This is a genomic window from Streptomyces fuscichromogenes, from assembly GCF_014645815.1.
GTDB classification, from domain to species: domain Bacteria; phylum Actinomycetota; class Actinomycetes; order Streptomycetales; family Streptomycetaceae; genus Streptomyces; species Streptomyces fuscichromogenes.
Map to the genome: position 1 here is coordinate 212,844 of NZ_BMML01000009.1, position 24,243 is coordinate 237,086.

The 24,243-nt window shown below is 71.3% G+C and carries 24 protein-coding genes; 10 read left to right on the plus strand and 14 right to left on the minus strand.

What is annotated here, in order from left to right; translation table 11 throughout:
• Nucleotides 1–124 precede the first annotated feature (124 nt).
• A complete protein-coding gene (locus IEZ11_RS21395) occupies nucleotides 125–2,719 on the minus strand; it encodes a serine hydrolase (RefSeq protein ID WP_229713257.1) in 2,595 nt (864 codons plus the stop codon).
• A 177-nt stretch (nucleotides 2,720–2,896) separates the two neighbouring features.
• Here IEZ11_RS21395 and IEZ11_RS21400 point away from each other — a divergent pair, with 177 nt between their 5' ends.
• From IEZ11_RS21400 to IEZ11_RS21410, 3 genes are all read left to right on the plus strand, one after another.
• Entirely contained in the window at nucleotides 2,897–3,655 is a 759-nt protein-coding gene (locus IEZ11_RS21400) for a GOLPH3/VPS74 family protein (protein ID WP_189264427.1), read from the plus strand.
• Nucleotides 3,656–3,901: 246 nt separating this feature from the next.
• Entirely contained in the window at nucleotides 3,902–4,759 is an 858-nt protein-coding gene (locus IEZ11_RS21405) for a helix-turn-helix domain-containing protein (RefSeq protein ID WP_189264428.1), read from the plus strand.
• Between the two features lie 203 nt (nucleotides 4,760–4,962).
• Nucleotides 4,963–5,154: a DUF397 domain-containing protein gene (locus tag IEZ11_RS21410; RefSeq protein ID WP_089102095.1), complete on the plus strand. Its 192-nt coding sequence runs from the start codon at nucleotides 4,963–4,965 to the stop codon at nucleotides 5,152–5,154.
• 267 nt (nucleotides 5,155–5,421) lie between these two features.
• On the opposite strand, the gene IEZ11_RS21415 is transcribed toward IEZ11_RS21410, so the two are convergent.
• A complete protein-coding gene (locus IEZ11_RS21415) occupies nucleotides 5,422–5,928 on the minus strand; it encodes a glutathione peroxidase (RefSeq protein ID WP_189264429.1) in 507 nt (168 codons plus the stop codon).
• Between the two features lie 9 nt (nucleotides 5,929–5,937).
• The gene (locus IEZ11_RS21420; protein WP_189264430.1) at nucleotides 5,938–6,921 is read right to left on the minus strand and encodes an ArsR/SmtB family transcription factor; all 984 of its coding nucleotides are present in this window, start codon (nucleotides 6,919–6,921) and stop codon (nucleotides 5,938–5,940) included.
• Nucleotides 6,922–7,058: 137 nt separating this feature from the next.
• Between IEZ11_RS21420 and IEZ11_RS21425 the strand changes: the two genes are divergently transcribed.
• Nucleotides 7,059–8,249, plus strand: a complete 1,191-nt coding sequence (locus IEZ11_RS21425; RefSeq protein ID WP_189264431.1) for an MFS transporter — start codon at nucleotides 7,059–7,061, stop codon at nucleotides 8,247–8,249.
• On the opposite strand, the gene IEZ11_RS21430 is transcribed toward IEZ11_RS21425, so the two are convergent.
• Nucleotides 8,194–9,126 carry a slipin family protein gene (locus tag IEZ11_RS21430; protein WP_189264432.1) on the minus strand — a complete coding sequence of 311 codons (933 nt, stop codon included), beginning with the start codon at nucleotides 9,124–9,126 and terminating at the stop codon, nucleotides 8,194–8,196. The genes IEZ11_RS21425 and IEZ11_RS21430 overlap by 56 nt on opposite strands.
• Nucleotides 9,127–9,374: 248 nt before the next feature.
• Between IEZ11_RS21430 and IEZ11_RS21435 the strand changes: the two genes are divergently transcribed.
• Entirely contained in the window at nucleotides 9,375–10,013 is a 639-nt protein-coding gene (locus tag IEZ11_RS21435) for a toll/interleukin-1 receptor domain-containing protein (RefSeq protein ID WP_229713259.1), read from the plus strand.
• 239 nt (nucleotides 10,014–10,252) lie between these two features.
• Here IEZ11_RS21435 and IEZ11_RS21440 read toward each other — a convergent pair whose 3' ends face one another.
• The 5 genes from IEZ11_RS21440 to IEZ11_RS21460 form a co-directional block, all read right to left on the minus strand.
• Complete coding sequence (locus IEZ11_RS21440) at nucleotides 10,253–10,471, minus strand: hypothetical protein (RefSeq protein ID WP_189264434.1); 219 nt, start codon at nucleotides 10,469–10,471, stop codon at nucleotides 10,253–10,255.
• 58 nt (nucleotides 10,472–10,529) lie between these two features.
• The gene (locus IEZ11_RS21445) at nucleotides 10,530–10,748 is read right to left on the minus strand and encodes a DUF8825 domain-containing protein (RefSeq protein ID WP_189264435.1); all 219 of its coding nucleotides are present in this window, start codon (nucleotides 10,746–10,748) and stop codon (nucleotides 10,530–10,532) included.
• A gap of 158 nt (nucleotides 10,749–10,906) precedes the next feature.
• A complete protein-coding gene (locus IEZ11_RS21450) occupies nucleotides 10,907–12,106 on the minus strand; it encodes an SPFH domain-containing protein (RefSeq protein ID WP_189264436.1) in 1,200 nt (399 codons plus the stop codon).
• A 12-nt stretch (nucleotides 12,107–12,118) separates the two neighbouring features.
• Nucleotides 12,119–12,367 carry an NfeD C-terminal domain-containing protein gene (locus tag IEZ11_RS21455; protein WP_189264437.1) on the minus strand — a complete coding sequence of 83 codons (249 nt, stop codon included), beginning with the start codon at nucleotides 12,365–12,367 and terminating at the stop codon, nucleotides 12,119–12,121.
• Between the two features lie 342 nt (nucleotides 12,368–12,709).
• The gene (locus IEZ11_RS21460; protein ID WP_189264438.1) at nucleotides 12,710–14,092 is read right to left on the minus strand and encodes an AfsR/SARP family transcriptional regulator; all 1,383 of its coding nucleotides are present in this window, start codon (nucleotides 14,090–14,092) and stop codon (nucleotides 12,710–12,712) included.
• Between the two features lie 82 nt (nucleotides 14,093–14,174).
• On the opposite strand from IEZ11_RS21460, the gene IEZ11_RS21465 reads away from it, so the two are divergent.
• Nucleotides 14,175–15,113: a macro domain-containing protein gene (locus IEZ11_RS21465; RefSeq protein ID WP_229713262.1), complete on the plus strand. Its 939-nt coding sequence runs from the start codon at nucleotides 14,175–14,177 to the stop codon at nucleotides 15,111–15,113.
• A gap of 104 nt (nucleotides 15,114–15,217) precedes the next feature.
• On the opposite strand, the gene IEZ11_RS21470 is transcribed toward IEZ11_RS21465, so the two are convergent.
• The 3 genes from IEZ11_RS21470 to IEZ11_RS21480 are packed head-to-tail and all read right to left on the minus strand — an operon-like array spanning nucleotide 15,218 to nucleotide 18,314.
• Nucleotides 15,218–15,913: a TIR domain-containing protein gene (locus IEZ11_RS21470; RefSeq protein ID WP_189264439.1), complete on the minus strand. Its 696-nt coding sequence runs from the start codon at nucleotides 15,911–15,913 to the stop codon at nucleotides 15,218–15,220.
• A gap of 2 nt (nucleotides 15,914–15,915) precedes the next feature.
• Nucleotides 15,916–17,529 carry an AbeC-like domain-containing protein gene (locus IEZ11_RS21475; RefSeq protein WP_189264440.1) on the minus strand — a complete coding sequence of 538 codons (1,614 nt, stop codon included), beginning with the start codon at nucleotides 17,527–17,529 and terminating at the stop codon, nucleotides 15,916–15,918.
• Between the two features lie 56 nt (nucleotides 17,530–17,585).
• Complete coding sequence (locus IEZ11_RS21480; protein WP_229713264.1) at nucleotides 17,586–18,314, minus strand: hypothetical protein; 729 nt, start codon at nucleotides 18,312–18,314, stop codon at nucleotides 17,586–17,588.
• A gap of 402 nt (nucleotides 18,315–18,716) precedes the next feature.
• Between IEZ11_RS21480 and IEZ11_RS21485 the strand changes: the two genes are divergently transcribed.
• The 4 genes from IEZ11_RS21485 to IEZ11_RS21500 all read left to right on the plus strand — a co-directional run bounded on the left by IEZ11_RS21485 (nucleotide 18,717) and on the right by IEZ11_RS21500 (nucleotide 21,386).
• A complete protein-coding gene (locus IEZ11_RS21485; RefSeq protein WP_229713265.1) occupies nucleotides 18,717–18,983 on the plus strand; it encodes a hypothetical protein in 267 nt (88 codons plus the stop codon).
• A gap of 182 nt (nucleotides 18,984–19,165) precedes the next feature.
• Nucleotides 19,166–19,717 carry a hypothetical protein gene (locus IEZ11_RS50980; protein WP_229713266.1) on the plus strand — a complete coding sequence of 184 codons (552 nt, stop codon included), beginning with the start codon at nucleotides 19,166–19,168 and terminating at the stop codon, nucleotides 19,715–19,717.
• 61 nt (nucleotides 19,718–19,778) lie between these two features.
• Entirely contained in the window at nucleotides 19,779–20,309 is a 531-nt protein-coding gene (locus tag IEZ11_RS21495; protein ID WP_189264441.1) for a hypothetical protein, read from the plus strand.
• Between the two features lie 78 nt (nucleotides 20,310–20,387).
• Nucleotides 20,388–21,386 carry a glycoside hydrolase family 26 protein gene (locus IEZ11_RS21500; protein WP_229713267.1) on the plus strand — a complete coding sequence of 333 codons (999 nt, stop codon included), beginning with the start codon at nucleotides 20,388–20,390 and terminating at the stop codon, nucleotides 21,384–21,386.
• Here IEZ11_RS21500 and IEZ11_RS21505 read toward each other — a convergent pair.
• The gene (locus IEZ11_RS21505) at nucleotides 21,373–22,566 is read right to left on the minus strand and encodes a glycoside hydrolase family 26 protein (RefSeq protein ID WP_229713268.1); all 1,194 of its coding nucleotides are present in this window, start codon (nucleotides 22,564–22,566) and stop codon (nucleotides 21,373–21,375) included. The genes IEZ11_RS21500 and IEZ11_RS21505 overlap by 14 nt on opposite strands.
• The gene (locus tag IEZ11_RS21510) at nucleotides 22,559–23,866 is read right to left on the minus strand and encodes a glycosyltransferase family 2 protein (protein WP_229713269.1); all 1,308 of its coding nucleotides are present in this window, start codon (nucleotides 23,864–23,866) and stop codon (nucleotides 22,559–22,561) included. The genes IEZ11_RS21505 and IEZ11_RS21510 overlap by 8 nt, the downstream gene beginning before the upstream one ends.
• Between the last annotated feature and the right edge of the window lie 377 nt (nucleotides 23,867–24,243).

Here is a 24,243-nt window from a genome sequence, read left to right on the forward strand (position 1 = left end):
GTTCGCGGCCGTGTCCCGGCGACCGGCGACCTGCCCCGATTCGCGACGCTAGCACGCACCCCGCCGCGGGGCCCTGGGGTGGGCCGCCATCGGCGGGGTGCGGTGACGGAATGCCGGTTATGGGTCAGCCGAGGCGGGTCAGCTTGGCCGCGAACCCGGGCTCGGTGAGCTCCTTCTCCAGGGCGACCGGAACCTGGACGGCGGAGCCGGAACCGTCACCCACGGTGAGGGTGCCGACCTTGGTGCCGGCCTTCGCGGTGTGCGGCACGTCGTCCGCCTGGAACGACAGCCTCACCTTCAGCCCGGCCCAGCCGACCGCCGTGACGTCCTCGGTCGCCACCACCGGGGTACGGCCGCCGAGCCCGTCGTCCACGTACCCGACGACATCGCCCTTCTTGTAGATCGTCGCCGACTCCAGCGCGCCCTGGGCCGCCCGGATCAGCTTGTCGCCGCCGTTCAGGGCCGCGGTGAGGATGCTGTTGTCCGAGGCGGCGCTGGCCGGCTGCCGCAGCACCGCGCCGATGATCGTGCGGGTCTCGCCGCCGACCGTCTTCTTCGCGGCGAAGACCAGGTTGCCGAGGGCGGAGGTGGTGGTGCCGGTCTTGATGCCGACGACGTCGTTGTGACCGACCAGCTGGTTCCAGTTGCCGTGGTTGACGCCCTTGTAGTCGTCGTACGACATCATCGCGGCGACCTCGCGGAAGGACGGCTCGCTCGCCATGGCGGCCTTCGCCAGCTTCACCTGGTCCACGGCGGTGGACACGGTCGAGTTCGTGAGCCCCGAGGGATCGGTGTACGTCGTGTCCGTCATGCCGAGCTTCTTCGCGGTGGCGTTCATCTTCGCCACGAACGCCTTCTCGGAGCCGGCGTCCCAGCGCGCCAGCAGCCGGGCCACGTTGTTGGCGGAGGCGATGAGGATGCTCTCCAGGGCCTCGCGCTGGGTGATCGAGTCGCCGGCCGTCACGTCGACGGTCGACTCCTGGCCGGCGTTCGCCTGGTCCTGGGCGGCCTGGTCGATCTTGATCTTCGGTCCGGCGGCACCGCTCTTCAGGGGGTGGTCGCGCAGGACGATGTACGCGGTCATCACCTTGGCGACGCTCGCGATCGGCACCGGCTTCTGCTCGCCGGAGGAGCCGAACGTGCCGATGCCCTGGACGTCGAGGGCCGCCTGGCCGTCGGCCGGCCAGGGGATGTCCGCCTTGCTGCCGTCGAAGGTGTACGTGTCCTTCGCGGTGAGGTCGAGGGTGGGCTGGGGCAGCGGGCGCAGAGTCTGCGCGACCGCAAAGACGATCAGCGCGACGATGACCAGGGGCGTCCAGATCTTGACCCGGCGGAAGAGGGTCCGGACCGGGGTCTCCGGCGGCGGGGGCGTGTTGGTCAGCTCGGCGAGCAGGTCCAGCGGGGGCTTCGGGGGAAGCGGCTGCTGGGTGGTGCGCTCGGGGCCGATCTGGGGGAGGACGGTGGTGCGGGTGGTGGAGGCGGCCTCGGGCTTCGGGGCCTTCCCTGTGTCCGGCCCTATGTCCGACTTGAGAGCGACGAATCTGCTGGTGCGCTCGGCGTCGCCCTCGGGCTTGGTGGCACCGCCCAGCTTGAGCATGGTGGTGGGCTGGTCGACCTGCGGGGGGCGGGGGGCCTTGAGCATGGCGGTGGGCTGATCGACGGCGGGCGCGGTGCCGCCTTCGGCTCCCCGGCCGGCCTCGGCTTCGCCTTCGGCGCCGCCGGTCTTCCCACCCGCACCACCCGTGCGGCCATCGTCGTCGGCCGCGGGTGGCCCCTGCGGTCCGTCCCCGCCGTCGGCGTCCGCGGGCGCGTCCTCCGCCTTCGGCGCATCACCGGCCGCGGCCGCGGACCCGTCGGCCCCACGGGACCCGGGCTTGGCGTCCTCGGGCTCGGCGGTGGTCGCCGACTCACCCTGGGGCTTGGCGTCCTCGGGTTCGGTGGTGGTGGCCGACCGGTCCTCGGGCTTGGCGTCCTCGGGTTCGGCAGTCGTGGCCGACTCGCCCTGGGGAGCGGCGTCTTGAGGCTCGGCGTCCGCCTTCGGCGCGGCATCCTGCGGCTCGGCCGCTGCGGTGGGCTTGTCCTCGGGCTCGGCGGTGGCCGTCGGCCGTTCCTCGGGCTTCGCGTCCTCGGGGTCGGCGGTGGTGGCCGACTCGTCCTGGGGCGTGGCGTCTTGGGGATCGGGAGTCGGCTTCGGCTCGGTCGCTGCCGTGGGGTTGTCCTCGGGGGCGGTGCCCCGGGGGTCTGTGGTGGTCGTCGACTCGGTGCCCTGGGGCTCTGCGGTCTCGGTGGGGTTCTCCGGGGGTTCCGGGGTGTCCTGGTGCTCCTCGGGCGCCTCAGGGCCGTCCTCGGGCTCCCTGGCCGCCTCCGGGGGCTCCTGGGTGCCGTCCGCCGCGGAGTCCTCGGCGGGGTCCTCGGTGGGGTCCTCGGCGTCCTGCGCCGTGTCCTGTGTCGGGTCGCCCGTGCGTACCCACGCCGCCACCGCTTCGCGGAGCTTCGCGTCGTCCTTGCCGGCCCCGTCGGCCGACGCCTTCCGGTCCCGTACCGAGAAGATCCGGGTCGCGGTGTCCACGCCGCCGGCGGTCTCCTTCTCGGCGGCCACCGCCAGTCGCGGGTCGCGTGCTTCGGGAACCGCTCCCGCATTCCCCGACGTCGGTTCTTCCGACGACTCGCGCTGCTTCGACCTGTCGGGGGACTCGCCCGCCACCGATGCCTCCTCCACGCTTCGCACGTTGCCGTGCGCTGTCCGAACCATGTACCAGTGTCCTGTGTGCGGGCTTAGCCCCTGCGGTAGACGAGAACGACATACCTACCGGTTCCCTTACGAACCGGTCACGCACCCTCGACAGACCAATGTGAGAGGGGTCACCCTGTCATTCATCCACGCGGGGAGGCATGGATGGGCAGGAGCCGCAGAACACTTCCGGAGGAGCTTCTGCTGCTGGCACTGGACCCGGCCACGGGTACCACTGCACAGCCGCAGTCGCTCGACCTCGGTCTGGCCGGAGCACAGCTAGTAGAGCTGGCGCTGGCCGGACGGATAGCCCCAGACGGGGATCGTATCGCCGTGGTGCAGCCACGGCCGACTGGAGATCCGACTTTGGACTGTGCGTTGGAGTTGCTGCGACGGCGTGGCGCTCCCGTACGGGCTGTTCACTGGATCGGCGGGCCCCGTCTCGGCCTTCGCCAGATCTATCTCGCGCATCTCGAACGGTGCGGCATGGTCGCCGCCGTGGCGGGGCAGATGTGCGGGGTGCTGCCGACCACTCGGTACCAGGCGACGGACAACGCCGTCACCCGGGAGATCCGTGGCCGGCTGGACTCGGCGATCCGCACCGGCGTACCGCCGGACCCGCGGACCGCCGCGCTCGCCGCCCTGGCCCACGCGGTCGGTCTCGGCAAGCACCTGTATCCGGGCAACGAGGGACGGTCCTCTCGTTCCAGGCTGCGGGACCTGATCCGGCACGACCCGATGGGCGGGCTCGTCGCCCACGCCGTCATGGACGTGCAGAACGGCGCGGCCGCACAGCCACGCCGCAACCCGGCCCCGGCAGGCCGACCGGCAGGACCAGGCGCCAGGCCCGGTGCGCCGGAACCCGCCCGTGGGGTTCCGATGCAGCCGCGGCGAGGCGCGATGGCCCGCGCCGTGGTGCACTGAGCCGCAGTTCCACGGCAGTAACACAGCACCCCTGAGACCCGGTTCCGGGAGCCGCTGGTCCGAGCGGGGCGGTGAGGCGTACCGAGCGGTACGCGCCTCGCCGTCCCGCTCGGCCGTGTCCGAACTGACGCGTACGCGCTGCATATCCACTGTTTCCCAGCGGTAGTAAGCACCTTGGTGGCAGTCTGCTCAACAGCAGATACGCAAAGTGGTAGTTACAGGCAGGCAGCCGGAGGTGCACGTCCCGTGGCGTCCAATGTCAATCCCACCGTCAGGCGACGCCGGCTGGGCCAGGAGCTGCGCAGGCTCCGCGAGCTCAAGGGCATGACGGCGGAGGAGGTGGCGGAGCGGCTGCTCGTCTCCCAGTCGAAGATCAGCCGGCTGGAGAACGGGCGCCGGAGCATCAGCCAGCGCGACGTCCGTGACCTGTGCGGGGTGTACGAGGTCGAGGACCAGCGCGTCGTCGAGTCCCTGATGGAGATGGCCAGGGATTCGCGGCAGCAAGGATGGTGGCACGCGTTCGGGGACATCCCGTACAGCGTCTACATCGGTCTGGAGACGGACGCCGAGTCGCTGCGGGTCTACGAACCCCAGCTGGTCACAGGGCTGTTGCAGACCCGGGCGTACGCCGAGGCCCTGGTGCAGGGGGCGTTGCCGGAGACCTCCGCCGCGGACATCGAGAAGCGGGTCCAGGTCCGGATGCGGCGACAGGAACGTATCACCGCCGAACACACCCCCCTCCGGCTGTGGGTGGTGCTCGACGAGGCCGCGCTGCGCCGGCTGGTCGGCAGCAGGCTCGTGATGCGCGAGCAGCTGGAGTACCTGCTGGAGATGTCCCAGCAGCCGCACATCACCGTCCAGGTGCTGCCCTTCGAGTGCGGCGCGCATCCCGGCCTCAACGGGCAGTACGCGATCCTGGAGTTCGCCGACGCGGCCGACTCCAGCGTCGTCTACCTGGAGGGCGTGACCAGTGACCTCTACCTGGAGAAGGCCCACGACGTGCAGAAGTACGCCGTCATGTACGAGCACCTGCGCGCCCAGTCGCTGAACGTCGAGCAGTCCCGGCAGTTCATCGCCGACGCGGCCAAGGAGTACGCCCGTTGAGCCTTCCTGGACGGGCGGCGCCGGATCCTACATCAGCGTAACGCTCCCATGGAAGTCTCCTCTGGAATATGCCATCCGGACGAGTGAACGGGTACTCCAGGCGGGGAAGTTGGCTAGTAGCGTCGATCACGCCAACCGGTCAGCAAGGTTGGCGTGAATCGCACTACTGCAAGCACCACAGCAATCTCGCAACAGGAGTGGACATGGCACTGCTTCAGGGCGCCACGGAGACGTGGACGAAGTCCTCCTATTCCGCAGGGAACGGGGCGTGCGTCGAGGTCAAGTCGCCGACGACCGCAGGACTCGCCGTACGTGACTCCAAGGTCGAGGAGGGCCCGGTCCTCGCATTCCCGGCCGGCGCGTGGAACGCCTTCGTGACCTCGGTCAAGGCGTAGGGAGGCATTCGCTGACCCACCGCCCACGCTCCCGACTACGACAACTGCACAAGCGTCACCCAGAGCCCTCTCGACCAGCCCGCCGTCCTTGCCGAGGGGGCTCGGCTTGTGCCCGGCGTCGGCCGGTCGGTCACCGTACCGGGAAGGCCGCGTCGCACACCGGGTCCTGCACGGCCACATCCTCCGTCACCGGGCGGATCCGTTCCGCCCGGTGACCCGGAGGCTGGTCCCTGCCCCAGGGGCAAGGTCAACCCGGACTACCCGGACTCAGGCGAGGGCGGCCTCCACCGCCGCCACGACCTCCGCCGACTCCGGCTCGGCCTGCGGCGCGAACCGGGCGACGACCCGCCCGTCCCGGCCGATCAGGAACTTCTCGAAGTTCCAGCGGATGTCCCCGGTGTGCCCCTCGCCGTCCGCGAACCCGACCAGGCGGTCGTAGAGCGGGTGCCGGCCCTCGCCGTTCACCTCGACCTTCTCGGTCATCGGGAAGGTCACCCCGTACGTCGCCGAGCAGAACTCGGCGATCTCCTCGGCGCTGCCGGGCTCCTGGCCCAGGAACTGGTTGCAGGGCACCCCGAGCACGGTGAAGCCCTGCGCCGCGTACCGCTCCTGGAGCTTCTCCAGGCCGTTGTACTGCGGGGTCAGACCGCACTTGGAGGCCACGTTGACAATGAGCACGGCCTTGCCGCCGTAACCCGCCAGGTCGGCCGAGCCGCCCCGCAGCGCACCGATCTCCACGTCGAGCACGGACCCGTTGTTCTCAGAAGTCGTCATACGCGGATGCTAACTCCGCTCGGTGGCGGACCGGCTTCCGGCCTCGACCAGTACGTCCCCGGCCGCCGTCCGCGCGTACAGCACCGACCGCCCGGCCCGCCGCCGCTCCACCAGCCCGGCGTCGAGCAGGATCCTGAGGTGACGGCCGACGGAGCCGAGCCCCTGGTCGGTCACCGCCGTCAGGTGGGTGGTGCTCATGGGGGCGTGCAGCAGCACCAGCACTCCGGCGCGCGCGCTGCCCAGCAGTGCGGCGAGACCGGCCGGCACCGTCCGCCCGGCGGGGTCGGCGAGTGCGCCCGCACATGGGTAGACCAGGGCGTAACGGTCCGGCTCCTCCCAGGAGACCCAGCCGCTCTTCGGCGTGACCGGGACGAGGAGGAGGTCGGCGCCGGAGATCTCGCGGGGCGGGTACTCGTGCAGATTGACCTGGAGCCGGTTGTCCCCGAGCCAGCGGGTCCGCCCCGGCCGCACCGAGTCCAGCACCTGTGCCCAGCCGCCCCGGCTCACCTGCGTGGTACGGGCCACGACGTCCGCCTCCAGGATCCGCCGCCGGCGCGCCCAGTCCGGCCGTACGGTCTCCTCCCACACGTACGTCAGCAGATCCGCCGCCCGCTCGGGCAGGTCGTCGCGGTCCAGGGCGGCGGGGAGCGGACCGTCCAGGGCCACCCGCAGCTGCGCCCGCGCCGGGGCGGGCGGCGCCGACCGCACCCGCGCGATGCCGTCCTCGGCGCTCTCGCCGTCCCGGGGCGTGGGGGTGAGGAAGTCCGCGGTCCAGACCCGGCCGAGCCCGGCGCGCACGAGCAGCGCGGTGACGGGGTCGGCGGCGAGGCGGGCGCGGTAGCCGGGGAGACGGCCGTCCAGCCAGCGCCGCTCACCGGGGTGGGCGGCGGTACCGGAGTGCAGCAGCCGCAGACTCGCGAAGGTCTCGGCGAAGGGGGAGACCACGAACCGGCTACGGGCCAACGTGTCGGCGTTGAGCTGCCACCAGCCCAAGGGGGTCTCCCTGCTGTCAGAGGCTCGCGCGCCGGCCGGGGCCTCTCGCGGCCGCGACAGCCGCCCGCGTCGCGAGGATCTTTCGCGTACCCGGGAAACAATAACGCCGGCCGTCCCGCCCCCCGAGACTCCCGACCATGCCCAGCTACCGATCCCTCTTCCGCACCCCGGAGTTCACCCCGCTCTTCCTCGGCTCGGCCGCCCAGAACGCGGCCGGTACCGTCGGCGGGCTCGCCCTCGGCACGCTCGTCTACCGCACCACCGGCTCCCCCCTGCTGTCCGCGCTGAGCATGTTCGGCCCCTCGCTCGCCCAGGTGCTGGGCGCGACCTTCCTGCTCTCCGGTGCCGACCGGCTGCCCCCGCGCACCACCCTCGCCGCGATCTCCCTCGTCTTCGCCGTCGGCACGGCCGGCCTGGCGCTGCCGGGGCTCCCGCCGGGTGCGCTGCTCACCGTCGTCCTCCTGCTCGGCCTGGTCTCCGCGCTCGGCGGCGGGGTCCGCTGGGGTCTGCTGACCGAGATCCTCACCAAGGACGGCTATCTGGCGGGGCGTTCGCTGTTCAACATGATGAGCGGGCTGGTCCAGATCGCCGGTTACGCCACCGGCGGCGCCCTGCTGGCCGCCGTCTCCCCGCGCATCTGTCTGCTGCTCGCCGCGGCCCTCTACCTGGCATCCGCGCTGGCCCTCCGCCTCGGTCTGAGCGCCCGCCCGCCCCGTACCGCGGGCCGCCCCTCCGTCGCCGCGACCTGGCGCACCAACGCCCTGCTGTGGTCGTCCCGCCCGCGCCGCCTCACCTACCTCGGCCTGTGGCTGCCCAACGGCCTGGTCGTCGGCTGCGAGTCGCTGTACGTGTCGTACGCCCCGAACGCGGCCGGCACCCTCTTCGCCTGCGGTGCCCTCGGCATGCTGGCCGGTGACGTGACGGTCGGCCGGCTGCTCCCGCCCGCCGTCCGCACCCGTATGGCCACGCCCCTTCTGCTGCTCCTGGCCACCCCCTACCTGCTGTTCGCCGCGCACCCGCCGCTCGCCCTGGCCGCCGGCTGTGCCGCCGTCGCCTCGGTCGGTTTCGGCGCGAGCCTGGTCCAGCAGGAGCGGCTGATGACCCTGACTCCCGACGAACTCAGCGGCCACGCACTCGGGTTGCACTCCGCCGGCATGCTGACCATGCAGGGCGTGGGCGCCGCGCTGGCGGGCTCGGTGGCTCAACTCACCTCGCCCGCCGACGCGATGACCCTGGTCGCGGGTGCGTCGCTCGTGGTGACGCTGTCGCTGGCTACGGCCGCTCGGCGGCAGCGGGAGGTTCCGGCGCCGGCTCCGGTGCGGCCGTGATCTCCGCGGCCGGCCCGAACTTGTCGGCGACGGCGGCGATCTGCTCGATCCCGGCCTTCAGACCCGCACCGAGCTCGTCCGCCGTCTCCCGCTCGTTCTTCTCGACCTCCTGGTCGAGCCGCTTGGTCGCCCGCTCGAAGTAGCGCAGCAGCTCCACCGGGAAGGGCATGACGAGCGTGGAGTTCTTCTCGGCGGCGACCTCGACGACGGTCTGCAGGAGGCGCAGCTGCATCGCCTCCGGGGTCTCCGCCATGATCCGGGAGGCGTTGGCGAGCTGCTGCGCGGCCTGGAACTCGCCGTCCGCGGTGATGACCCGGGCCCGCCGCTCCCGTTCGGCCTCGGCCTGCCGGGACATGGACCGCTTCAGCGACTCCGGGAGCTGTACGTCCTTGATCTCGACGCGGTCGATGTGGATGCCCCACTCCGCGGCCGGGCTGTCGATCATCAGGGCGAGCCCCTCGTGCAGCCGCTCCCGGTCGGTCAGCAGGTCGTCCAGGTCGCTCTTGCCGATGATGGAGCGGAGCGAGGACTGGGCGACCTGCCCGACGGCGAACATGTAGTCCTGCACCTCGATGGCGGCGCGGACCGGGTCGGTGACCCGGAAGTAGACGACGGCGTCCACCTTCACCGACACGTTGTCCTTGGTGATGCCCTCCTGCGTGGGCACCGGCATGGTGACCACCTGCACGTTCACCTTGCGCATCCGGTCGGCGAAGGGGATGAGGAAGGTGATCCCCGGCCGCCGGAAGTCCGGCAGCGCCTTGCCCAGACGGAACACCACCCCACGCTCGACCTGGTTGACCACCCGCATCCCGCTGCGCAGCACGAGCAGGGCCGCCACGACCACCAGCACGACCCCTACGACGGCGCCGTCCATGGGCACACACTCCGTTCTCGACGTGATCCGGACAGGAATCCGGACAGGAATCCGGACAAGGATGAGGACACTTACCGTCCTTACCGGGATGCGGACGCCGGCGTCAGGAATGCGTAAAGAAACCGGCGCACCGCGCATCCGGGACTCCCGGACACTCGCCCTCACCCCGGCCGGTTTCCGGGGGACTTGGGGAACCATGGGGGTGATGGGACGACGACGGGACGACGGCAGGGGAGGCAGGGGTGGGCGTGGCGGACGGGTCGGTATTCGTCAGTTACGCCGGACCGGACCGGGTCTGGGCGGAGTGGGTGGCCTGGCATCTGCGCGATGCCGGGCGTGCGGTCGTGCTGGACGTGTGGGACTGGTCGGCCGGTGACAACTTCGTGGCCCGTATGGACGAGGCGCTGAACGGCGCCGACGCGGTGGTGGCGCTGTTCTCCCGGCACTACTTCGACGCCTCGCGGTGGACCCGGCAGGAGTGGGCGTCGGTCGTGGCACGGCGCGAGCGTCTCGTGCCGCTGGTGATCGAGCCGCTCGACGACACCGAGGTCCCCGCCCTGCTGGCCCCGCTGATCCGCAGGAACCTGCACGGCCTGGACGAGCAGCAGGCCCGCGCCGCCCTGCTCGACGCCGTCGCGGGCGCCAGGGGGCCGCGTACCAGGCCTGCCTTCCCGGGCGATCCCGCCGCGCCGCCGCCCGGCGTCCCGGACCGGCGCCCGCCGCTGCCCGTCCCCGGCCCCCGCACCGGCGCCGCTTCCAGTACCGGCCAGGGCCTGCCGGGTCCGGACACCTGGCGGCCCCCCGAGCCACCCCTGTTCTCCTCCCCCGAGGAGAGGGCCCGGGCCCGCGACGTGGCGAGGGCACCCCGCCGCCCCGACATCCCCTAGAACGCGGTCGGTCGGGTCGTCGTCCGGTGCGGGGATGTCCACCCGGATGGGCTATGATCAATACAGAGCTGGCCGACCCGATCAGGGCCGCCCGGTACTGCGTTGGTGGTCCAAGGAAAGACGCTCCGCTTCCTGCGGGGAAATGCAGGTGCAAGGCCTGCCCGGCGCTCCGTTCCGAGCCCCGTCCACATGGTGGACGGGGCTCGCGTGTTGTCCGGGTGTTCCGGTGCCGGGGCCCGTCACCGCTCCGGCCCCCACTGCTCCGGCCCTCCGCCCCGCCAGTCGATCCACGGTGCCGCCGCGACGTCCGCCGGGTCGATCTCCAGCCCGGCACGGCGAAGGAACTCGGCGACGTCGGCCACGTTGTGCGCGAGGCCGAGGATCTCGCCGTCCACCCGCACCCGCCGGCCGCCGGTCGGCGACGGCGGATGCACGATCACCCGTATCGGTCCGGACATGCCTTCAGGATCATCCGGGACGTACGGTCCCGCACTCCAGCCCGTCATCCGAGGCCTCTCAGTTCCCTGCCCGGTCCGACCGCGCGAGGGCGCGCAGCTCCCACCATGCGGCGGGGCTCGGACGCCGTTGCTGCCAGTAGGGATGGAAGAACACCTCGGCCGACAGCCGGTGCAGCCGCCGGCGCAGCTCGGTGCGTCCGGGCCGCGCGGCGAGCTGCCGGTAGGCGGCGCTCCATTCCTGCTGCGCCCGGGTCAGGTCCGCGGGAAACGATCGCATGCCCAAATTCAAGCACGTGTTCGATTTTCGAGTCCATCGGCGCCCTGAAGGGGCGCTGGGGGTCCCCCCGGCCGAAGGCTGGGGGAGGAACTGCGCGACCAGCCACGACGGCGCCGCAGCCGACAGGACGGCATGGCGCGGCACATCCAGCGGAGCGCCTAGTCGACGTCCACCGGGCCGTCGTCGGACTTCCGCCCCTTGCTGGTGGGCAGCTGGAGCAGGCCGCTGCTCTCGCCCTCCCCGGAGCGGCGGCCCTCGGAGCGCTGTCCGTCGGAGTCCTGGCCGCCCAGGTTCTGCCGGACCGAGTCGAGGATCGTCAGCCCCTGGGAGACCAGGCCCGCCGCGATCTCACCGAGGCCGTCCGCGCCGTTGAGGACGTTGACGTTGGCGCCCGCGAGGCCGCCGGCGGCCTCCTTGACGATCTGCGGGAGCTGGTCGATCAGCATCCGGTCGAGCGCGACCCGGTCGTACGAGGCCGCCGCCTCCGCCTGGATCTTCATCCGCTGCGCCTCGGCGGCCGCGAGGATCCTGACCCGCTCGGCCTCCGCCTCGGCGGGCCGCACGACCTCGGCGACCAGCTGCTCCTGGCGCAGCTTGGCCTGGCGCTGGGCCAGCTCCGTCTGGGCGGCGAGCACCTCCTGCTGGGCGTGTGCCTGCGCCAGCGGTCCGGCCTGCGCGGCCTGCGCCTGGGCGCGGTCCACCTCGGCCGAGTACTCCGCCTTGACGATGGCGGTCTGCCGGGCGTACTCGGCCTGGTTGCGGGCCGCCACCTGCTCCGCCTCCACCGAGGCCTGGGTGGCCTGCGCCTGGGCGATCTGGGCCTGTCGCTGGATGGCCGCCTTGTGCGGGGCGGACATCGCGTCGATGTAGCCGGTGTCGCCGTCGTCGATCGACTGGATCTGGAGCGAGTCGACGATCAGGCCGATCTTCGCCATCTCCAGCTTCGAGGTGTCCAGCACCTCCGCGGCGAGCTTCTGCCGCTCGGTGACGATCTCCTCGACCGTCATCGAGCCGATGATGGCCCGCAGGTGACCGGCGAAGATCCGGCCGGTGAGCACCGACATCTGCTCCTGGTCGGAGAGGAAGCGCTGGCCGGCGTTGATGATGCTCTCGTGGTCGTTGCCGACCTTGAAGGCGATGACCGCGCGGACGTGCAACGCGATGCCCTGCTTGGTCACACAGGTCTCGGTGACCTCGGACTCGCACATGGAAAGAGTGAGGAACCGGACCTTCCGGAAGACCGGCAGCACGAACTTCCCGTGCCCCGTGACCACTCGGAACGGCGCGCCCCCCAGTCCCCGCCTGCCCCCCGAGATCAGCATCGCCTCGTCGGGAGCGGGTACGCGGTATCCGAACATTCCTGTTACTCCTCAGCCGGCCTCGGCGCTGTCGCCGAGCGCGTCCAATGGATCCACCCACTCGATGACGCCGACCTCGCGGCATCCCCGTGATTCGATCACGAGTACCGTCGCGCCGACCGGCAGGGGCTCCTCCGACCAGGCGAGGAACGTCTCCGAGCCGCCTCTGACCCGTACCAGGACCTCGCCGGGGCCCATGGCGCCGCGGGTTCCTATGAGCACCGTCCCCGTGCAGCCGATCACGGCCTCGTCCTGCGGCATCACCGGCCGTCCTCCTCGTCCTGGCCTCATGATTCCGACGATAGACCCGTTCCGCGCGGGACCCAACGGTCGGGAGCGGCCGTCCTGTACGCGGGGCTCGGAGCCCTGGCCGTGCTCCGGCGGCGCGTGCCGCTGCCGGGAACGCCTCGGAACCGGATCGGAAGCGGTTGGTGGGTACCGGCGGAAGTGGCCGGGGTGGTGTCGTGGGCGGTGGTGGGGCCGGGTGGTGTGGCGCGAGGCGCGGCCGGTGGGACGGCGCCGCGAAGGGGGAGCCGAGAGATGCGGAGCAGCCCGCCGGCCCGGGGGACACGTCCGAGTCGCCGCCCGGTCCCGCCTTCGTCGTCAGTCCGCCGCGGGCAGCCCGAGCACCAGGTCCTCGAAGCGTTTCTCCACCGGGGTCAGATCGGTCCGGGCCAGCTCCTGGGGCAGGATGACGATGCGGAGTTCGGGCGTCAGGGCGGGGTGGCGGCGGCAGGCGTCGATGAACGAGTCCACGATCAGGGCGGCCAGTTGGCCCCGGTCCAGGTCGGTGACACGGGCCAGCCCGGAGCCGATCAGCGGCACGGCGACCGGCTTGAACAGGCCGTACACCGCCACCGAGGCCCACAGGTTGTCCAGGCTCAGCCGCAGGTCGGCGTGGTTGGACCGGGCCACCAGATCGTTGCCGAGGCGCGAGTAGGCCGTGGCGAACACCCGCCGGCCGTCGACCGGTACGACCACGGTCGTGCCCACCGGGTAACGGACCCGTCGGCCCAGCGGCTTGGCCCGTACGCTCTCGGTGCCCGCCGCCTTCACCGCGCGCAGCCCCGCCCGCAGCCGGTCGTCCAGCACGCGCCGCCGCCCGGCGAACAGCCGGTCGACGAGCTGGCTCTGCAGGCTCTCGCGGCTGATCACCAGATCCTCGGCGGTCTCCGTGTCGAAGGTGTCGGAGAACCCGATCACCAGGTTGCAGTCCGCCTGCTCGAACAGGTCGCCGCGGACCAGCACCACGTCCGCCCGCTGGCCCGGCAACGGCACCCGGTGCCGCAGCAGTTCGGCGCCGTGCCGGGCGCGCAGCTCCGCGCGCAGCGCCTCCAGGACCCGGGCGGCCTCGGCGTCGTCGGGATGCTCGTGGACGATCAGTTCGGCGACCGGCAGTGCGAGTTCGGGCCGGCCCAGGTCGGTCTGCACACGGACCAGTTCGCGGCGCGCGGAGTCCTGGAGGGTGGTCAGGCGGCGTACGAAGGGCACCGCGAACCCCTCGCCGTTGACCTCGGCCAGCGGCCGGCCGCGCACCAGGGACAGCGCCTCGGCCAGCCGGTGCGCGGCGGTGGCCGGCGGTGCGAGCAGGGCGCCGCTGGCGATCGCGGTGAACCGCGCGCTGTCCAACTCCTCGGGCCGCAGCACCAGGCGGTAGGCGGTCTCCGGGCCCTGCACGGTGACCTGCTGCTCGGTGCGCAGGACCTGGGTGCCCACGCTGTCCTGGCCGGGGGCCAGCGCCCGCCGCAGCTCCAGGACCCGTTTCTGGACCTCGTTGCGGTTGCGCTGGTCCAGGTGGCGCGGCTCGTCGGCGAGCCCCCACACGTCGCGGCGCAGCTGCCGCACCGGGACCGCCTCGCCCTCGGCCGCCACCAGCCGGACCAGCAGCCGTACCGTCAGCGGCGTCAGCCGGACCGGAACCCCGTCGACCTCCAGCTGTACCGGCCCCAGCACCTTCACCCGGATACGTGCTCTCGCACCGGCCATCCGCATCGCCCCCCGGCGGTTCTGCGTCACTCTGCGTCAGCCATAAGTGACTGAAAGATTATCATGATGCCTTGGGGAATCCATGAGTTCGGGTGATTCCGGTCGGCTGGACCCGATACGGCCCCCGGACGTCTTCCGGCCACGCCCCCGCCCGCGTCCGCGCCTGCCGCTCGGCACCCGGCGGGCCCGGCAGGTCTTCGCACGCGACACGATGGTGGCGTTCGGCGGGCTGTCCGCGGTCTCCCAGGTCGTGGGCCCGTTCGTGCCGTACGGCGCCTCCGGCGCGGTCGTCGGGCTGTCGGTGGGGGCGTGCCTGGGCTGGGGGCTGCTGCGGTCCCGTCCGGCGGCCCGGGTGCGGCAGGTGTTCCGGCGGCCCGACATGACGGTGGTCGTCGAGACGGGCGACGTGTTCGACCAGCCGGCCCATCTCGTCGTCGGGTTCTGCGACACCTTCGACACCCTGTCGGCCGGCGGCCGGGTCATCAACGGCGACAGCGTCCAGGCGCAACTCCTGGACCGCCGCTACGACGGCGAAGCGGAGCGCCTGGACGCGGAGTTGAACACCGCGCTCGCCGCCGTCCGGCCCGTCGCACGGGAGGAGCGGGCGGACAAGCCGCTCGGCAAGCTCGACCGCTACCCGGTCGGCACGGTGGCGGTGCTGGGCACCCGGCCACGGCTGGTGTTCGGCGTCGCCTACAGCCGGATCGGCAACGACTACGTGGCCTCCTCCGGAGTGGAGGACCTGTGGCGGGGCCTGGGCGGGCTCTGGGACGCGCTGCGGGGGCACGCCCAACTGGAGCGGGTGGCCATGCCGTTGGTCGGGTCCGGGCTGGCGAGGCTCGGCCATCTCGACCGGGACAGCCTGCTCCGGCTGATCCTGATGTCCTTCGTGGCCCGCTCCCGGGAGGCCGCGATCTGCCGCGAACTGCACCTGGTCCTGCGGCCCGAGGAACTGGACGGCGTCGACATGCGCGAACTGGCCGCGTTCCTCGGAGCGTTGGCGGCGGGTCCGGGCCGGTAGCGCACGGGTGCGGCGCCCGCGGACACGGAAGGGGCGGAAGGCCCGCGGCCTCCCGCCCCTCCGCACGGCGCCCTCCCCCTGCGGCGCCTCGCCCGTGCGCTCCGTCAGGCCAGTCGGCGGTAGGCCGCCAGATTCCTGAAGTAGGAGGTGTCACGCCAGTCCGGCCGGGTGTCGTCGAGCTCGCACTCGGCGCCCTTGAGCCGTTCGACGATCTTCGAGACGGCGGTCTCGGAGCCGTCGAAGTGGATCACGTTGCGGCCTCCGAGGTCCGCGGCCGGCCGCACCCGGCCGACCTCCACGATGATCGTCCGCTCCGGGTAGGCCATCAGCGCCATGCCGAGCTCGATCAGCACGTTCTGCCGGGGCTGGCCGGTCAACTGGGTCTCGTGGGCGTACTCGTTGTCGCCCAGCAGGTGCGGATGGAGCTTGGCGACGTCGTCCGGGGTGAGCAGCACGAGCGCCGCCTGCGCCTGCGACAGCGCCTTCTCGATGACCTCGCCGAGGAACGGCACGGTCCCCCCGGTGGCCCGTACCAGCCGCTCCCACTCCAGCGGGCGCAGGTCGAGCCGGCGCAGCAGGCCGAACATCGCCGTGCGGACCTCCTCGTCGCGGCCGTGCACGACGAAGACGCTGCGCCTGCGGCCGTGCTCCGCGCGCGCCCGCTCGACGAGCTCCGCCGCCTCCCGCTCGGCGGCCTCCCGGCTCGGCTGCGGGGTGTTGTGGACGTGGTAGCCGAAGCCGCTCTGCCGGCCGCCGAAGAAGTTCTGGCTGTTGTCGTCGCCGGTGTTTCCCTGACTCATGGTCACGCCCCTGCTTTCCCTGACGAACCGCCGCTCGACGGCTGGTAGTTGTAGCCGAAGTTGCTCTGCTGGCCGCCGTAGAAGTTCTGGCTGTTGTCGTCGCCCATCAGGATGTTGTTCTGCGCGCGGTCGTGCTCGACGAGGTCCACGTCGTGCTCGTCGAGGAACGCGCGGATGTTCTCCAGCAGCCGGCGCTCGACGATCTGCATGTACTTCACCGCGTCGGACTGCTGGAAGAAGTGGTGGTACGTCTCGCTGGTGGCCAGTTCCCGGACGCTCGCCAGGGCACCGCAGTTGCGCCAGCGGTTGACGTAACGGCCGAGCCGGAACTCGCTGGTGTCCGTCGTCCGGTCCGAGAGCAGCAGCGCGGCCGCGGCCTGCCGGGCCCTCCTGACCCGCCAGGGCCGGGTCCACCGGGCCGCCCACGACGGCAGGAACCGCTCCGGGACCAGCAACAGCGGCCACAGCGACAGCGAGACCCACCAGCGCACCGCGGCCGTGAACATGTCCCACGCCACCCGCGCCGCCAGCCGGCCGTCCACGGCGGCGGGCAGCTGGTCCACGAGGTGGAAGTCCGCCACCAGCGGGCCGAGCACATAGGTGTAGAACTCGGTGTGCAGCGTGTTGCCCTTGAGGTCGAACCCGACGAAGATCGAGGTCACCAGCTCCTCGTCCCACGACCCGACACGCACGCACAGGTACTCGCGGGCCGCGTCGTAGTCCTCCCGCCAGTGGATGTCGGGCAGGTCGTCCACGCTGGGCAGTTCGGACCAGCCGGCGCCGGTGGTGCGGTCGTTGGTGCGGATCGCGGTGGTGTAGCGGCGCTGCTCGACGGTCAGCCCGTCGATCCGCTCGTCGGGGCGGGTCTCGTCGCGCAGATCGGCGGCCAGCCGCGCGGCGACCTCGCTGGTGATCTCGTGCACGTCGAACGCGGCGACCTCCTTGCGCTCGATGGTGTCGAGGTCGGGCGGCGAGCCGTCCGCGCTCTTGCGCGCCATGATCCGGGTCTTCGGGGCGCCGAGCAGCAACTGTGCGTTGGACCAGTCGCGCAGCGGCAGGCCCGCGCCGACGAAGGGCCGGTAGCCGCCGTAGAAGACGATCCCGCTGCGGCCGGCCTGCTCGTGGTCGATCTTGCGGGCGAGTGCGTCGGTCAGCCTGGCGTGCGACGGGCACGCGCCGTCGAAACCGCCGTCCGGGCCGTCCTCCCGCAGCCGGGTCATCAGGACGTGCAGGGTGACGATCCGGCGCAGGTAGGCCGCCGCCCACGGCACCCAGAACAGCAGGACGACGCCGACGGCCGGGTTCAGCACGCTGTTGCTCAGCAGCAGCACGACCACGAAGTCCACGCCGGCCGCGACCGCCCACTGGATGCGGCGCAGCCGGCGCGCGGCGAGGGCGTGGGCGAGGACCGACACGGCGTCGTAGCCGTAGGAGGGCGCGACGACCCGGAACCGCCGGTACAGCAGTTCCCGGATGACGGAGCGCCGGTAGCCGGGATGGAGGTAGGCGCCCGCGGACAGCAGCCGGGTGGCTCTGGTGCGTGCGTACGTGCGCTGGTCCGGCGGCTCCTGCGGGGCCGGTCCGGGCGGATGTGGATCGAGTACCTGTGTGGCCATGGTGGTTCAGCGCTCCGCTCGTGCGGCGCACCCCTGCGGGCACGCCCCGGTGGGTGTCAGCCGGTCTGGGTGGCCGTGCCGCTGGTGATCACGCCGTCCTGGACGGTGTAGGTGGCGTCGAACGACTTCGTGGTGCCGTCCGTCTGGAGGGCGTCGATGGTCAGCCGCACCTTGCTGCCCGTCACCGACACAATGTCGACGGTGTCCTGCTGGGTGGTGGCGTAGCCCGAGACGAAGCTGTCGTAGGTGGAGTCGAGGTTCTTGCCGCCGAGGTCCCAGGCGGTCTGGTAGTCGCGGGCGGAGATCGCCGCGAAGTAGGCGGTGACGACCCCGCCCGGCCCGTCGGTCGCGGTAGCGCTCGGGGTGTCGGTGGCGGTGTCCGTCGGGTAGGTGTCCCAGCCGTCGGTGGCGGTCGCCGAGGGGGTGCCGGTGTCGCCGTACGGCCAGTCGGACGCCGTCGCCGGGTCCGTGTAGGTCGGCTCGACGGCCGTACCGCCGCCGGCGGAGCCCGAGGTGTCGGAACCCGAGGTGCCCGAGCCGGAGTAGCCGGAGTCGTAGCCGGACGACCCCGATGACCCCGACGATCCGGACGACCCGCCGGTCAGGCCGCCGATCAGGGCCATGAGCAGGGCGAGCAGCAGGGGCGTGGCGATGACCACGAGCCCCCAGGTGCGGGCTGGGCCGACCGGCGGTATCAGTCCCGGGGCCTGGTAGGAGGGTGGCGCACGATGGGTGGACGGTGGGTCGGGACGCTCGGCGGGCGGCGTCAGCCCTGGGTCGGTCATGGGGTTCTCCAGCGGTCACGGCAGTGCACCGCGCCCGCTTCCGGCCGACCTCGTGGCGGGCCCGTACGGTACTGGTGCACGGGGCGGGCCCGCCACGGGGCCGACGGTGAACGGCGGCGCGCGGCAAGGTGGTTGACGCCTCCGATGCGACCAGCGGCGCCGCTTCCGTGGCCAGAACCGAGCTGCTTCCGATCCGCTTCCGGCCCGCTCCACCACCCGCGCCCCAGCCGTGGACCGACTCCCCGCCCACCGCCACGACCTCACCGGATCCGGCCACCGGCCCTGCGTCCCCGTGTTCGGCCTCGGCCGGGCGGTCGGGCCGTCGGGCAGTGGAACGTGGCACCGGGCTCCGGCCGATATTCCCTGCGGAGGCTCGCGTCGTCTCCTTAGGATCCTGCCTCGATGAAGAGACGCGTGCAGTTCACCGAGCAGGTCGTGCGGTTCCGGGACTACATGCCGGCGGCGGACCGGGAGAAGTTCCTGCGGCTCGTCGAGCGGATCGCGGCCGACCCCGAGGGCGCCGACAGCCACCTCGCCTACACGACCGACACGGTGACGCGTTCGGTCTGGGACGACCATGTGATGGTCCACTACGTCGTGACGAGCTTCTTCGTGGTCTTCATCGAGCTCGACATCTACGACGCGTCCCGCGGCTTCAACGAGGTGTAGTCGGCCACGGCCCCGCCTGTCACCGCGTCCCCCACAGCCGTACGGCATGGTGCAGTCTTGCGCGATCCGTCGCCGCGCCGGCTCTACCACGATGGGGTGAATCCACCAGGTATGCGGCAACCGCACGTGATCTCCGCATGTCACACATCTTGCTATCGACAGCGGACGACTCAGGGGGACCCGTGATCAACCAGCACCCTTATGGCCGACAGCCGTTCGAGCCGCAGCAGCCGTTCGAGCCGCGGCCGCCGAAGAAGGGCCCCGGCGCGGGGAAGGTCGTCGGTCTCGGCTGTCTCGGCCTCGTCGGTGTGGCCGTCGTCCTCGGCATCGCCGCGGCCGTCAGCGGCGGCGGCCCGAAGTCCCCGGCCCCCACCGCGACCGGCGACAGGACGGCCGCCGGAGTCAAGGACGACAGCAAGGAGGCCGGCGCCCCGAAGACCGTCGTCTTCGAAGTCCGGGGGACCGCCCCGGCCGGGGCGCTCGGTGGTCTCGACATCACCTACGGCTCCGACAGCGACACCCGCAAGGGCACGTTCAAGGACGGCCGGTTCGAGGCCGTCCTCCCCTTCGAGAAGGGGGCGATGTACTACACGCTCAACGCCCAGCTGCAGGGTTCGGGGGACATCAACTGCAGCGTGACCGTGGGCGGCAAGACGAAGTCCGGGCACGCGTCGGGCGGCTACGACATCTGCGACGCCCAGCTCAGCAGCGACTTCGTCGGCGGCTGGCGGTAAGCGCGGCCCCGGATCCCCGGCCCGCCCGACCTCGAACCGACCAACTGCCCCTGGGGGAACCATGACCGACGCCGGCCCACCACCGATGCCGCCGTACAGCCCGGCACCACCGGTGCGGAGGTCCCGCACCAACCTGGTCGTCATGGCTTCGGCCGCCGCCGTCATCGCGGCGGTCGCGGTCACCGGAACGGTCGTCGCGCACTCCGGCCACGGCAGTGAGCCGGCCGCGCCGGCCGCGCCGACGGGCGGCGCCACGGAGACACCGGCCTCCACCCCGTCGTACGGCGAGGTGACCGCCGACAGCTTCACCGTCGAGCTGAGAACCACGAAGCGACAGTGTTTCGGGACGGCCGGCTGCAATGTGACGGTCGAGCCGGATCTCACCTACCTGGGGGACAGCGCGGACATCGACCCGGACGCCGTGTACGAGATCACCTACGAGATCCACGGCGACGAGTCCGGCCCGGTCATCGAGACGGCCGAGCTCTCGGACCGGACGAGGCTGAACTACCCGCCGTCCATGATCAGCACCGCTTCGGCGGGCACGAACGTGTCCGTGGAGATCACCGACGTCACAGCCCGGGGAGGATGAGGAGTCGGCCCCTCCCGGCGGCCCGCACACGTGCCCAGTCCCTCCGGGACCGGTGACCGCCCGTGCGATCATGGCGTGGTGACGGCAGGATCCGCGGCGCGGTTCGTGGCGGTTCCGGTGCTCGCCCTGGGACTGCTGCTCACCGGGTGCGTCTTCGGGCCGACGCGGTCCGCGAAGCCGGCGGACGACGCGGTGCGGCGGATCACGGCACCGCAGGGCCGGTACTTCGGGGTGAGCACCCGGCAGGCCCCCTGGTCCCGGGCGGAGACGGACGCGGTGGCCCGGAAGGCGGGGAGCGCGCCGAACGTGCTGGAGTACTTCGTCAAGTGGACGGAGGACTTCCGCCCGGCCGCCGTGCGGGCGTCGTACGGGCAGGGGGCGGTGCCGCTGCTGACCTGGGAGCCCTGGGCCGGCTCCGGCGCGGGGACCCGGCAGCCCCGGTACGCGCTGGCGCGGATCGCCGGGGGCGGCTTCGACGCCTATGTGACGCGCTTCGCGAAGGCGGTACGCGCACAGGGACGACCGGTGGTGATCCGCTTCGCGCACGAGATGAACGGCACCTGGTTCCCGTGGTCGGAGCAGCGCAACGGCAACCACCGGGGCGACTACGTCAGGGCGTGGCGGCACGTCCACGACCTCTTCGAACGGGCGGGCGCCGACAACGTCGTCTGGCTGTGGAGTCCGAACGTGGTGCGGGACGCGCCCGCGGTGTCGCTGCGGGAGCTGTACCCCGGGGACGCGTACGTCGACCTGGTGGGGATGACGGGCTATCAGGACGAGGAGTCCACGGCGGGTGCGGTGTTCGACACGACACTCGCCCGGCTGCGCGGGCTGACCGGTCGCCCGGTGGTGATCGCGGAGACCGGGGCCCGGCCGGGCCCGGAGAAGGCGGCCTGGATAGCCGCCTTCTTCCGGTGGTTCGCCGCGCACCCGGAGGTGATCGGCTTCGTCTGGTTCGAGCGCAGCCGTGCCGACGGCGGTCACCAGGACTGGCGCTTCACCCAGACCCCGGGGACCACCCGTGCCTTCGCCGGCGGGCTGGACACCGTACGGCTGGCGAGGATCAGCCGGTCGTAGCGGTGCCGGAGGCCGTCGGCGTCCCCGACGTGGACAGGTCCGCCGACCCGGTCAGGTCGATGTGCGCGAGCCCGCGCCGGAACGCCCTGAGCGTCGCCGCGTTCTCGGTGAAGCGCCAGTCGGCGCCGCCGCCCTGCTCCCGGTCGCGTTCGAACCAGATGAAGCCGATGACGTCGTCCTGCTCGCTCTTCCCGAGCCACTTGAAGAAGTCGGTGATCCACGCCGCCTTCGACGCGCCGGGCTGCGCGCCGGCCTCGGTGATGACGATCGGACGGTCGGTGAGCCTGCGCAGCTTCTTCATCGTCGGGTCGAAGACGGCGGCCGCGGTCTTCTCGTGCACGGCATAGCCGACCGTGCCGACCCAGTCGGTGTAGTCGTCGCCGGGATACAGCCCGGCCAGGCTCACCTCGGGCACCGGGCGCAGGATGTTGGGGCTCCACAGCCAGATGACGTTGTCGGCGCCGGCCTGCTCGAAGAGGTCGTGGACATGCCGCCAGGCCTTGACGTAGTCGCCCTTGTGGTTGCCGCTGCGCTGTTCCGACCAGGGGTACCAGGCGCCGTTCATCTCGTGCGCGAAGCGGATCACCACCGGCCACCGGTGGGCGGCGACGGTCTTCGCGAAGCGGGTGACGTACGCGTCGTACGTGCCGTCGGCGATCTTCGCGAGGGCGTACTTCGGCTGGTTGGTGCCGTACTTCCGGCCGGCCCAGGGCTGCCAGGAGACCACCGGGAGCATGCCCTGCCGGTAGGAGGCGTCGACGGTGTCAGGGTCGAAGTCCTCGTTCCAGTTGACGAAGTACTCGGACATGGTCGGCCGCTGTCCGGCCGCCTTCGCCAGGGAGTCCGTCTTCTTGGACGACCAGGGGATCTGGGTGCTGCTGAGTCCGAAGTACTTGCCCTCGGGAGCGGTGAAGGAAGCTTTCTGCGGGACGGTGGAGCGAGCGGTGGACGTTCCGGACGTGAGCCGGTCCTTGAGGCCCGGCTCGGCCGCGGGGACACCGAGGCCCTGGTAGACCGGCTCGGAGCTGGAGTTGGCGAGGAGATAGACGCCGTAGCTGAGGAGCGACAGCACGACGACGTTGACGGCCATCCACAGCCGCAGCCGGACACCGCTGCCGCGGTTCCACCAGCGCAGGCGCTTGGCGCGGGACCGGCCGGAGGACCGGGCTGTCTCAGACACTCATCATCACCGATCCGAAGAGCAGGGCGGCGCCCAGCAGGTAGGGGACCACGACGAGGGGGCTGCGGGTGCGTTCACCGGCGAAGCTGTCGGCGCGGGTTCCCCAGCTCGCGTTGTGGGCCATGCGGAAGAAGCCGAGGAGCCGTACCGGGAGCAGGAGCAGCGTGTTGATGACCATGAAGACCGGCAGGAAGACCATGTCCTTGGGCCGGTAGGCGAAATGCCGGCCGAAGCGGATGGCCATGGAGATCAGGGACATCAGGGCGGCCAGGCAGAGCACGAACACCAGCGCGTGCCACGGGGTGTGGGGCAGCGGCAGCTGGTTGTAGATACCGGGCTTGTCGCGCTGCCAGGCGGCGACGGCCCAGGACGCGAAGGTGCCGAGCAGGACGAAGGGCACCAGGATGTCGGCGATGTAGAACAGCCAGAGCATCTTCGCGTGGCGCAGCATCCACCAGAACATCCGCAGGGTGTTGTACTGCGAGCCGCGCGCCCAGCGGTACTGCTGCTTGGCGAGCTTGCGCAGCTCCAGCGGGGCGTCGGTGTAGACGAGCGAAGTGGACTGGTAGACGCTCCTGTACCCGGCCTTGAGGGTGTAGTTGGTCAGCGTCCGGTCGTCGCTGACCTCCAGGAAGACGCCGAGGAACTTCTCGCTGAGGAAGTCCTCCATGCAGTCCTCCAGGATGCTCCGGCGGAAGGCGATGGTCCGGCCGGGCAGACAGCCCACCGTGCCGACCACGCTCATCGCGGGCATCGAGTAGTGGCAGCGGACGCTCTCCAGCCAGTCGGCCCAGCGGGTGAGCACCGAGCGCCCGGGGTCGAGGATCCGCTGCCGGGTGGTGACACCGCCGACCTCGGGGTCGCGGAAAGGTTTCACCAGTTCGGCCAGGGTGTCCGAGGTCCAGATGGTGTCCGAGTCGACGAGTACGGCGATCTCGCCGGTCGCCTCCGCCAGGCCGACGCGCAGCGCGTTGCGCTTGCCGGGCGTCTCGGTCCAGCGCCAGGCGACACCCATGTCCGTGCAGATGTCCTCCAGGACCGGGTTGCGCCGGCCGTTGATGACGACGATGACCTCGGTCGGCTGCTGCTCGGTTATTCGCTGGAGTACGGAACGGAAAAGGTCTTCCGGCTCGTCGACGACGGGAATGATGACCGAGGTCGTGGTCTGCCAGGGGCGCTTCCACGGTTTGTAGCGGCGGGCCAGCAGAATGCGGATGATCCAGAGCGACCAGACCATGGTCATGAAAACGGCGAACGGGTAGACGGCCCCGTTGTTCCGCCATTCTCGCAATTCCAGCAAATACGCAAGCATGAAGTTCCCTGAGCCGTGGAATCGGAGATTCAGACACGGGAGGTCCTCTGCCGGCAGGCCGTGCCGACTGCTCCGCCGGGCCTGTGCAGCCCCGGTCGCCCTCCAGCCCCTGGTGTCGGCGACCTCGACGCTGATCTCGCCAACTGGCCGGAAACTAGCAGCAGTTACAGTGTGCTAAATCATGAAAAATACCTCAAAACGCCACATCAAGATCGTTTGTTATTCAACAGAGATGTGAAAGATGTGTGAGGGTTACACGTTCAAAGCGCGGAAGATCACGCTCGTGTGACGTTTGCGTGACATGGGTCGGCACGGCCGATTCGCGCTCTTCCCTGGGTTATGGTTCCGCTCTCCACAGACCTCCA

Excerpts from the sequence above, each read along its gene's own strand:
- IEZ11_RS21425 (WP_189264431.1), top strand. The coding sequence starts at position 7,059 with ATGCCCAGCTACCGATCCCTCTTCCGCACCCCGGAGTTCACCCCGCTC.
- IEZ11_RS21450 (WP_189264436.1), bottom strand. The coding sequence starts at position 12,106 with ATGTTCGGATACCGCGTACCCGCTCCCGACGAGGCGATGCTGATCTCG.
- IEZ11_RS21455 (WP_189264437.1), bottom strand. The coding sequence starts at position 12,367 with ATGCCGCAGGACGAGGCCGTGATCGGCTGCACGGGGACGGTGCTCATA.
- IEZ11_RS21460 (WP_189264438.1), bottom strand. The coding sequence starts at position 14,092 with ATGGCCGGTGCGAGAGCACGTATCCGGGTGAAGGTGCTGGGGCCGGTA.
- IEZ11_RS21430 (WP_189264432.1), bottom strand. The coding sequence starts at position 9,126 with ATGGACGGCGCCGTCGTAGGGGTCGTGCTGGTGGTCGTGGCGGCCCTG.
- IEZ11_RS21465 (WP_229713262.1), top strand. The coding sequence starts at position 14,175 with ATGAGTTCGGGTGATTCCGGTCGGCTGGACCCGATACGGCCCCCGGAC.
- IEZ11_RS21485 (WP_229713265.1), top strand. The coding sequence starts at position 18,717 with ATGAAGAGACGCGTGCAGTTCACCGAGCAGGTCGTGCGGTTCCGGGAC.
- IEZ11_RS21475 (WP_189264440.1), bottom strand. The coding sequence starts at position 17,529 with ATGGCCACACAGGTACTCGATCCACATCCGCCCGGACCGGCCCCGCAG.
- IEZ11_RS21415 (WP_189264429.1), bottom strand. The coding sequence starts at position 5,928 with ATGACGACTTCTGAGAACAACGGGTCCGTGCTCGACGTGGAGATCGGT.
- IEZ11_RS21470 (WP_189264439.1), bottom strand. The coding sequence starts at position 15,913 with ATGAGTCAGGGAAACACCGGCGACGACAACAGCCAGAACTTCTTCGGC.
- IEZ11_RS21495 (WP_189264441.1), top strand. The coding sequence starts at position 19,779 with ATGACCGACGCCGGCCCACCACCGATGCCGCCGTACAGCCCGGCACCA.
- IEZ11_RS21440 (WP_189264434.1), bottom strand. The coding sequence starts at position 10,471 with ATGTCCGGACCGATACGGGTGATCGTGCATCCGCCGTCGCCGACCGGC.
- IEZ11_RS21400 (WP_189264427.1), top strand. The coding sequence starts at position 2,897 with ATGGGCAGGAGCCGCAGAACACTTCCGGAGGAGCTTCTGCTGCTGGCA.
- IEZ11_RS21445 (WP_189264435.1), bottom strand. The coding sequence starts at position 10,748 with ATGCGATCGTTTCCCGCGGACCTGACCCGGGCGCAGCAGGAATGGAGC.
- IEZ11_RS21480 (WP_229713264.1), bottom strand. The coding sequence starts at position 18,314 with ATGACCGACCCAGGGCTGACGCCGCCCGCCGAGCGTCCCGACCCACCG.
- IEZ11_RS21410 (WP_089102095.1), top strand. The coding sequence starts at position 4,963 with ATGGCACTGCTTCAGGGCGCCACGGAGACGTGGACGAAGTCCTCCTAT.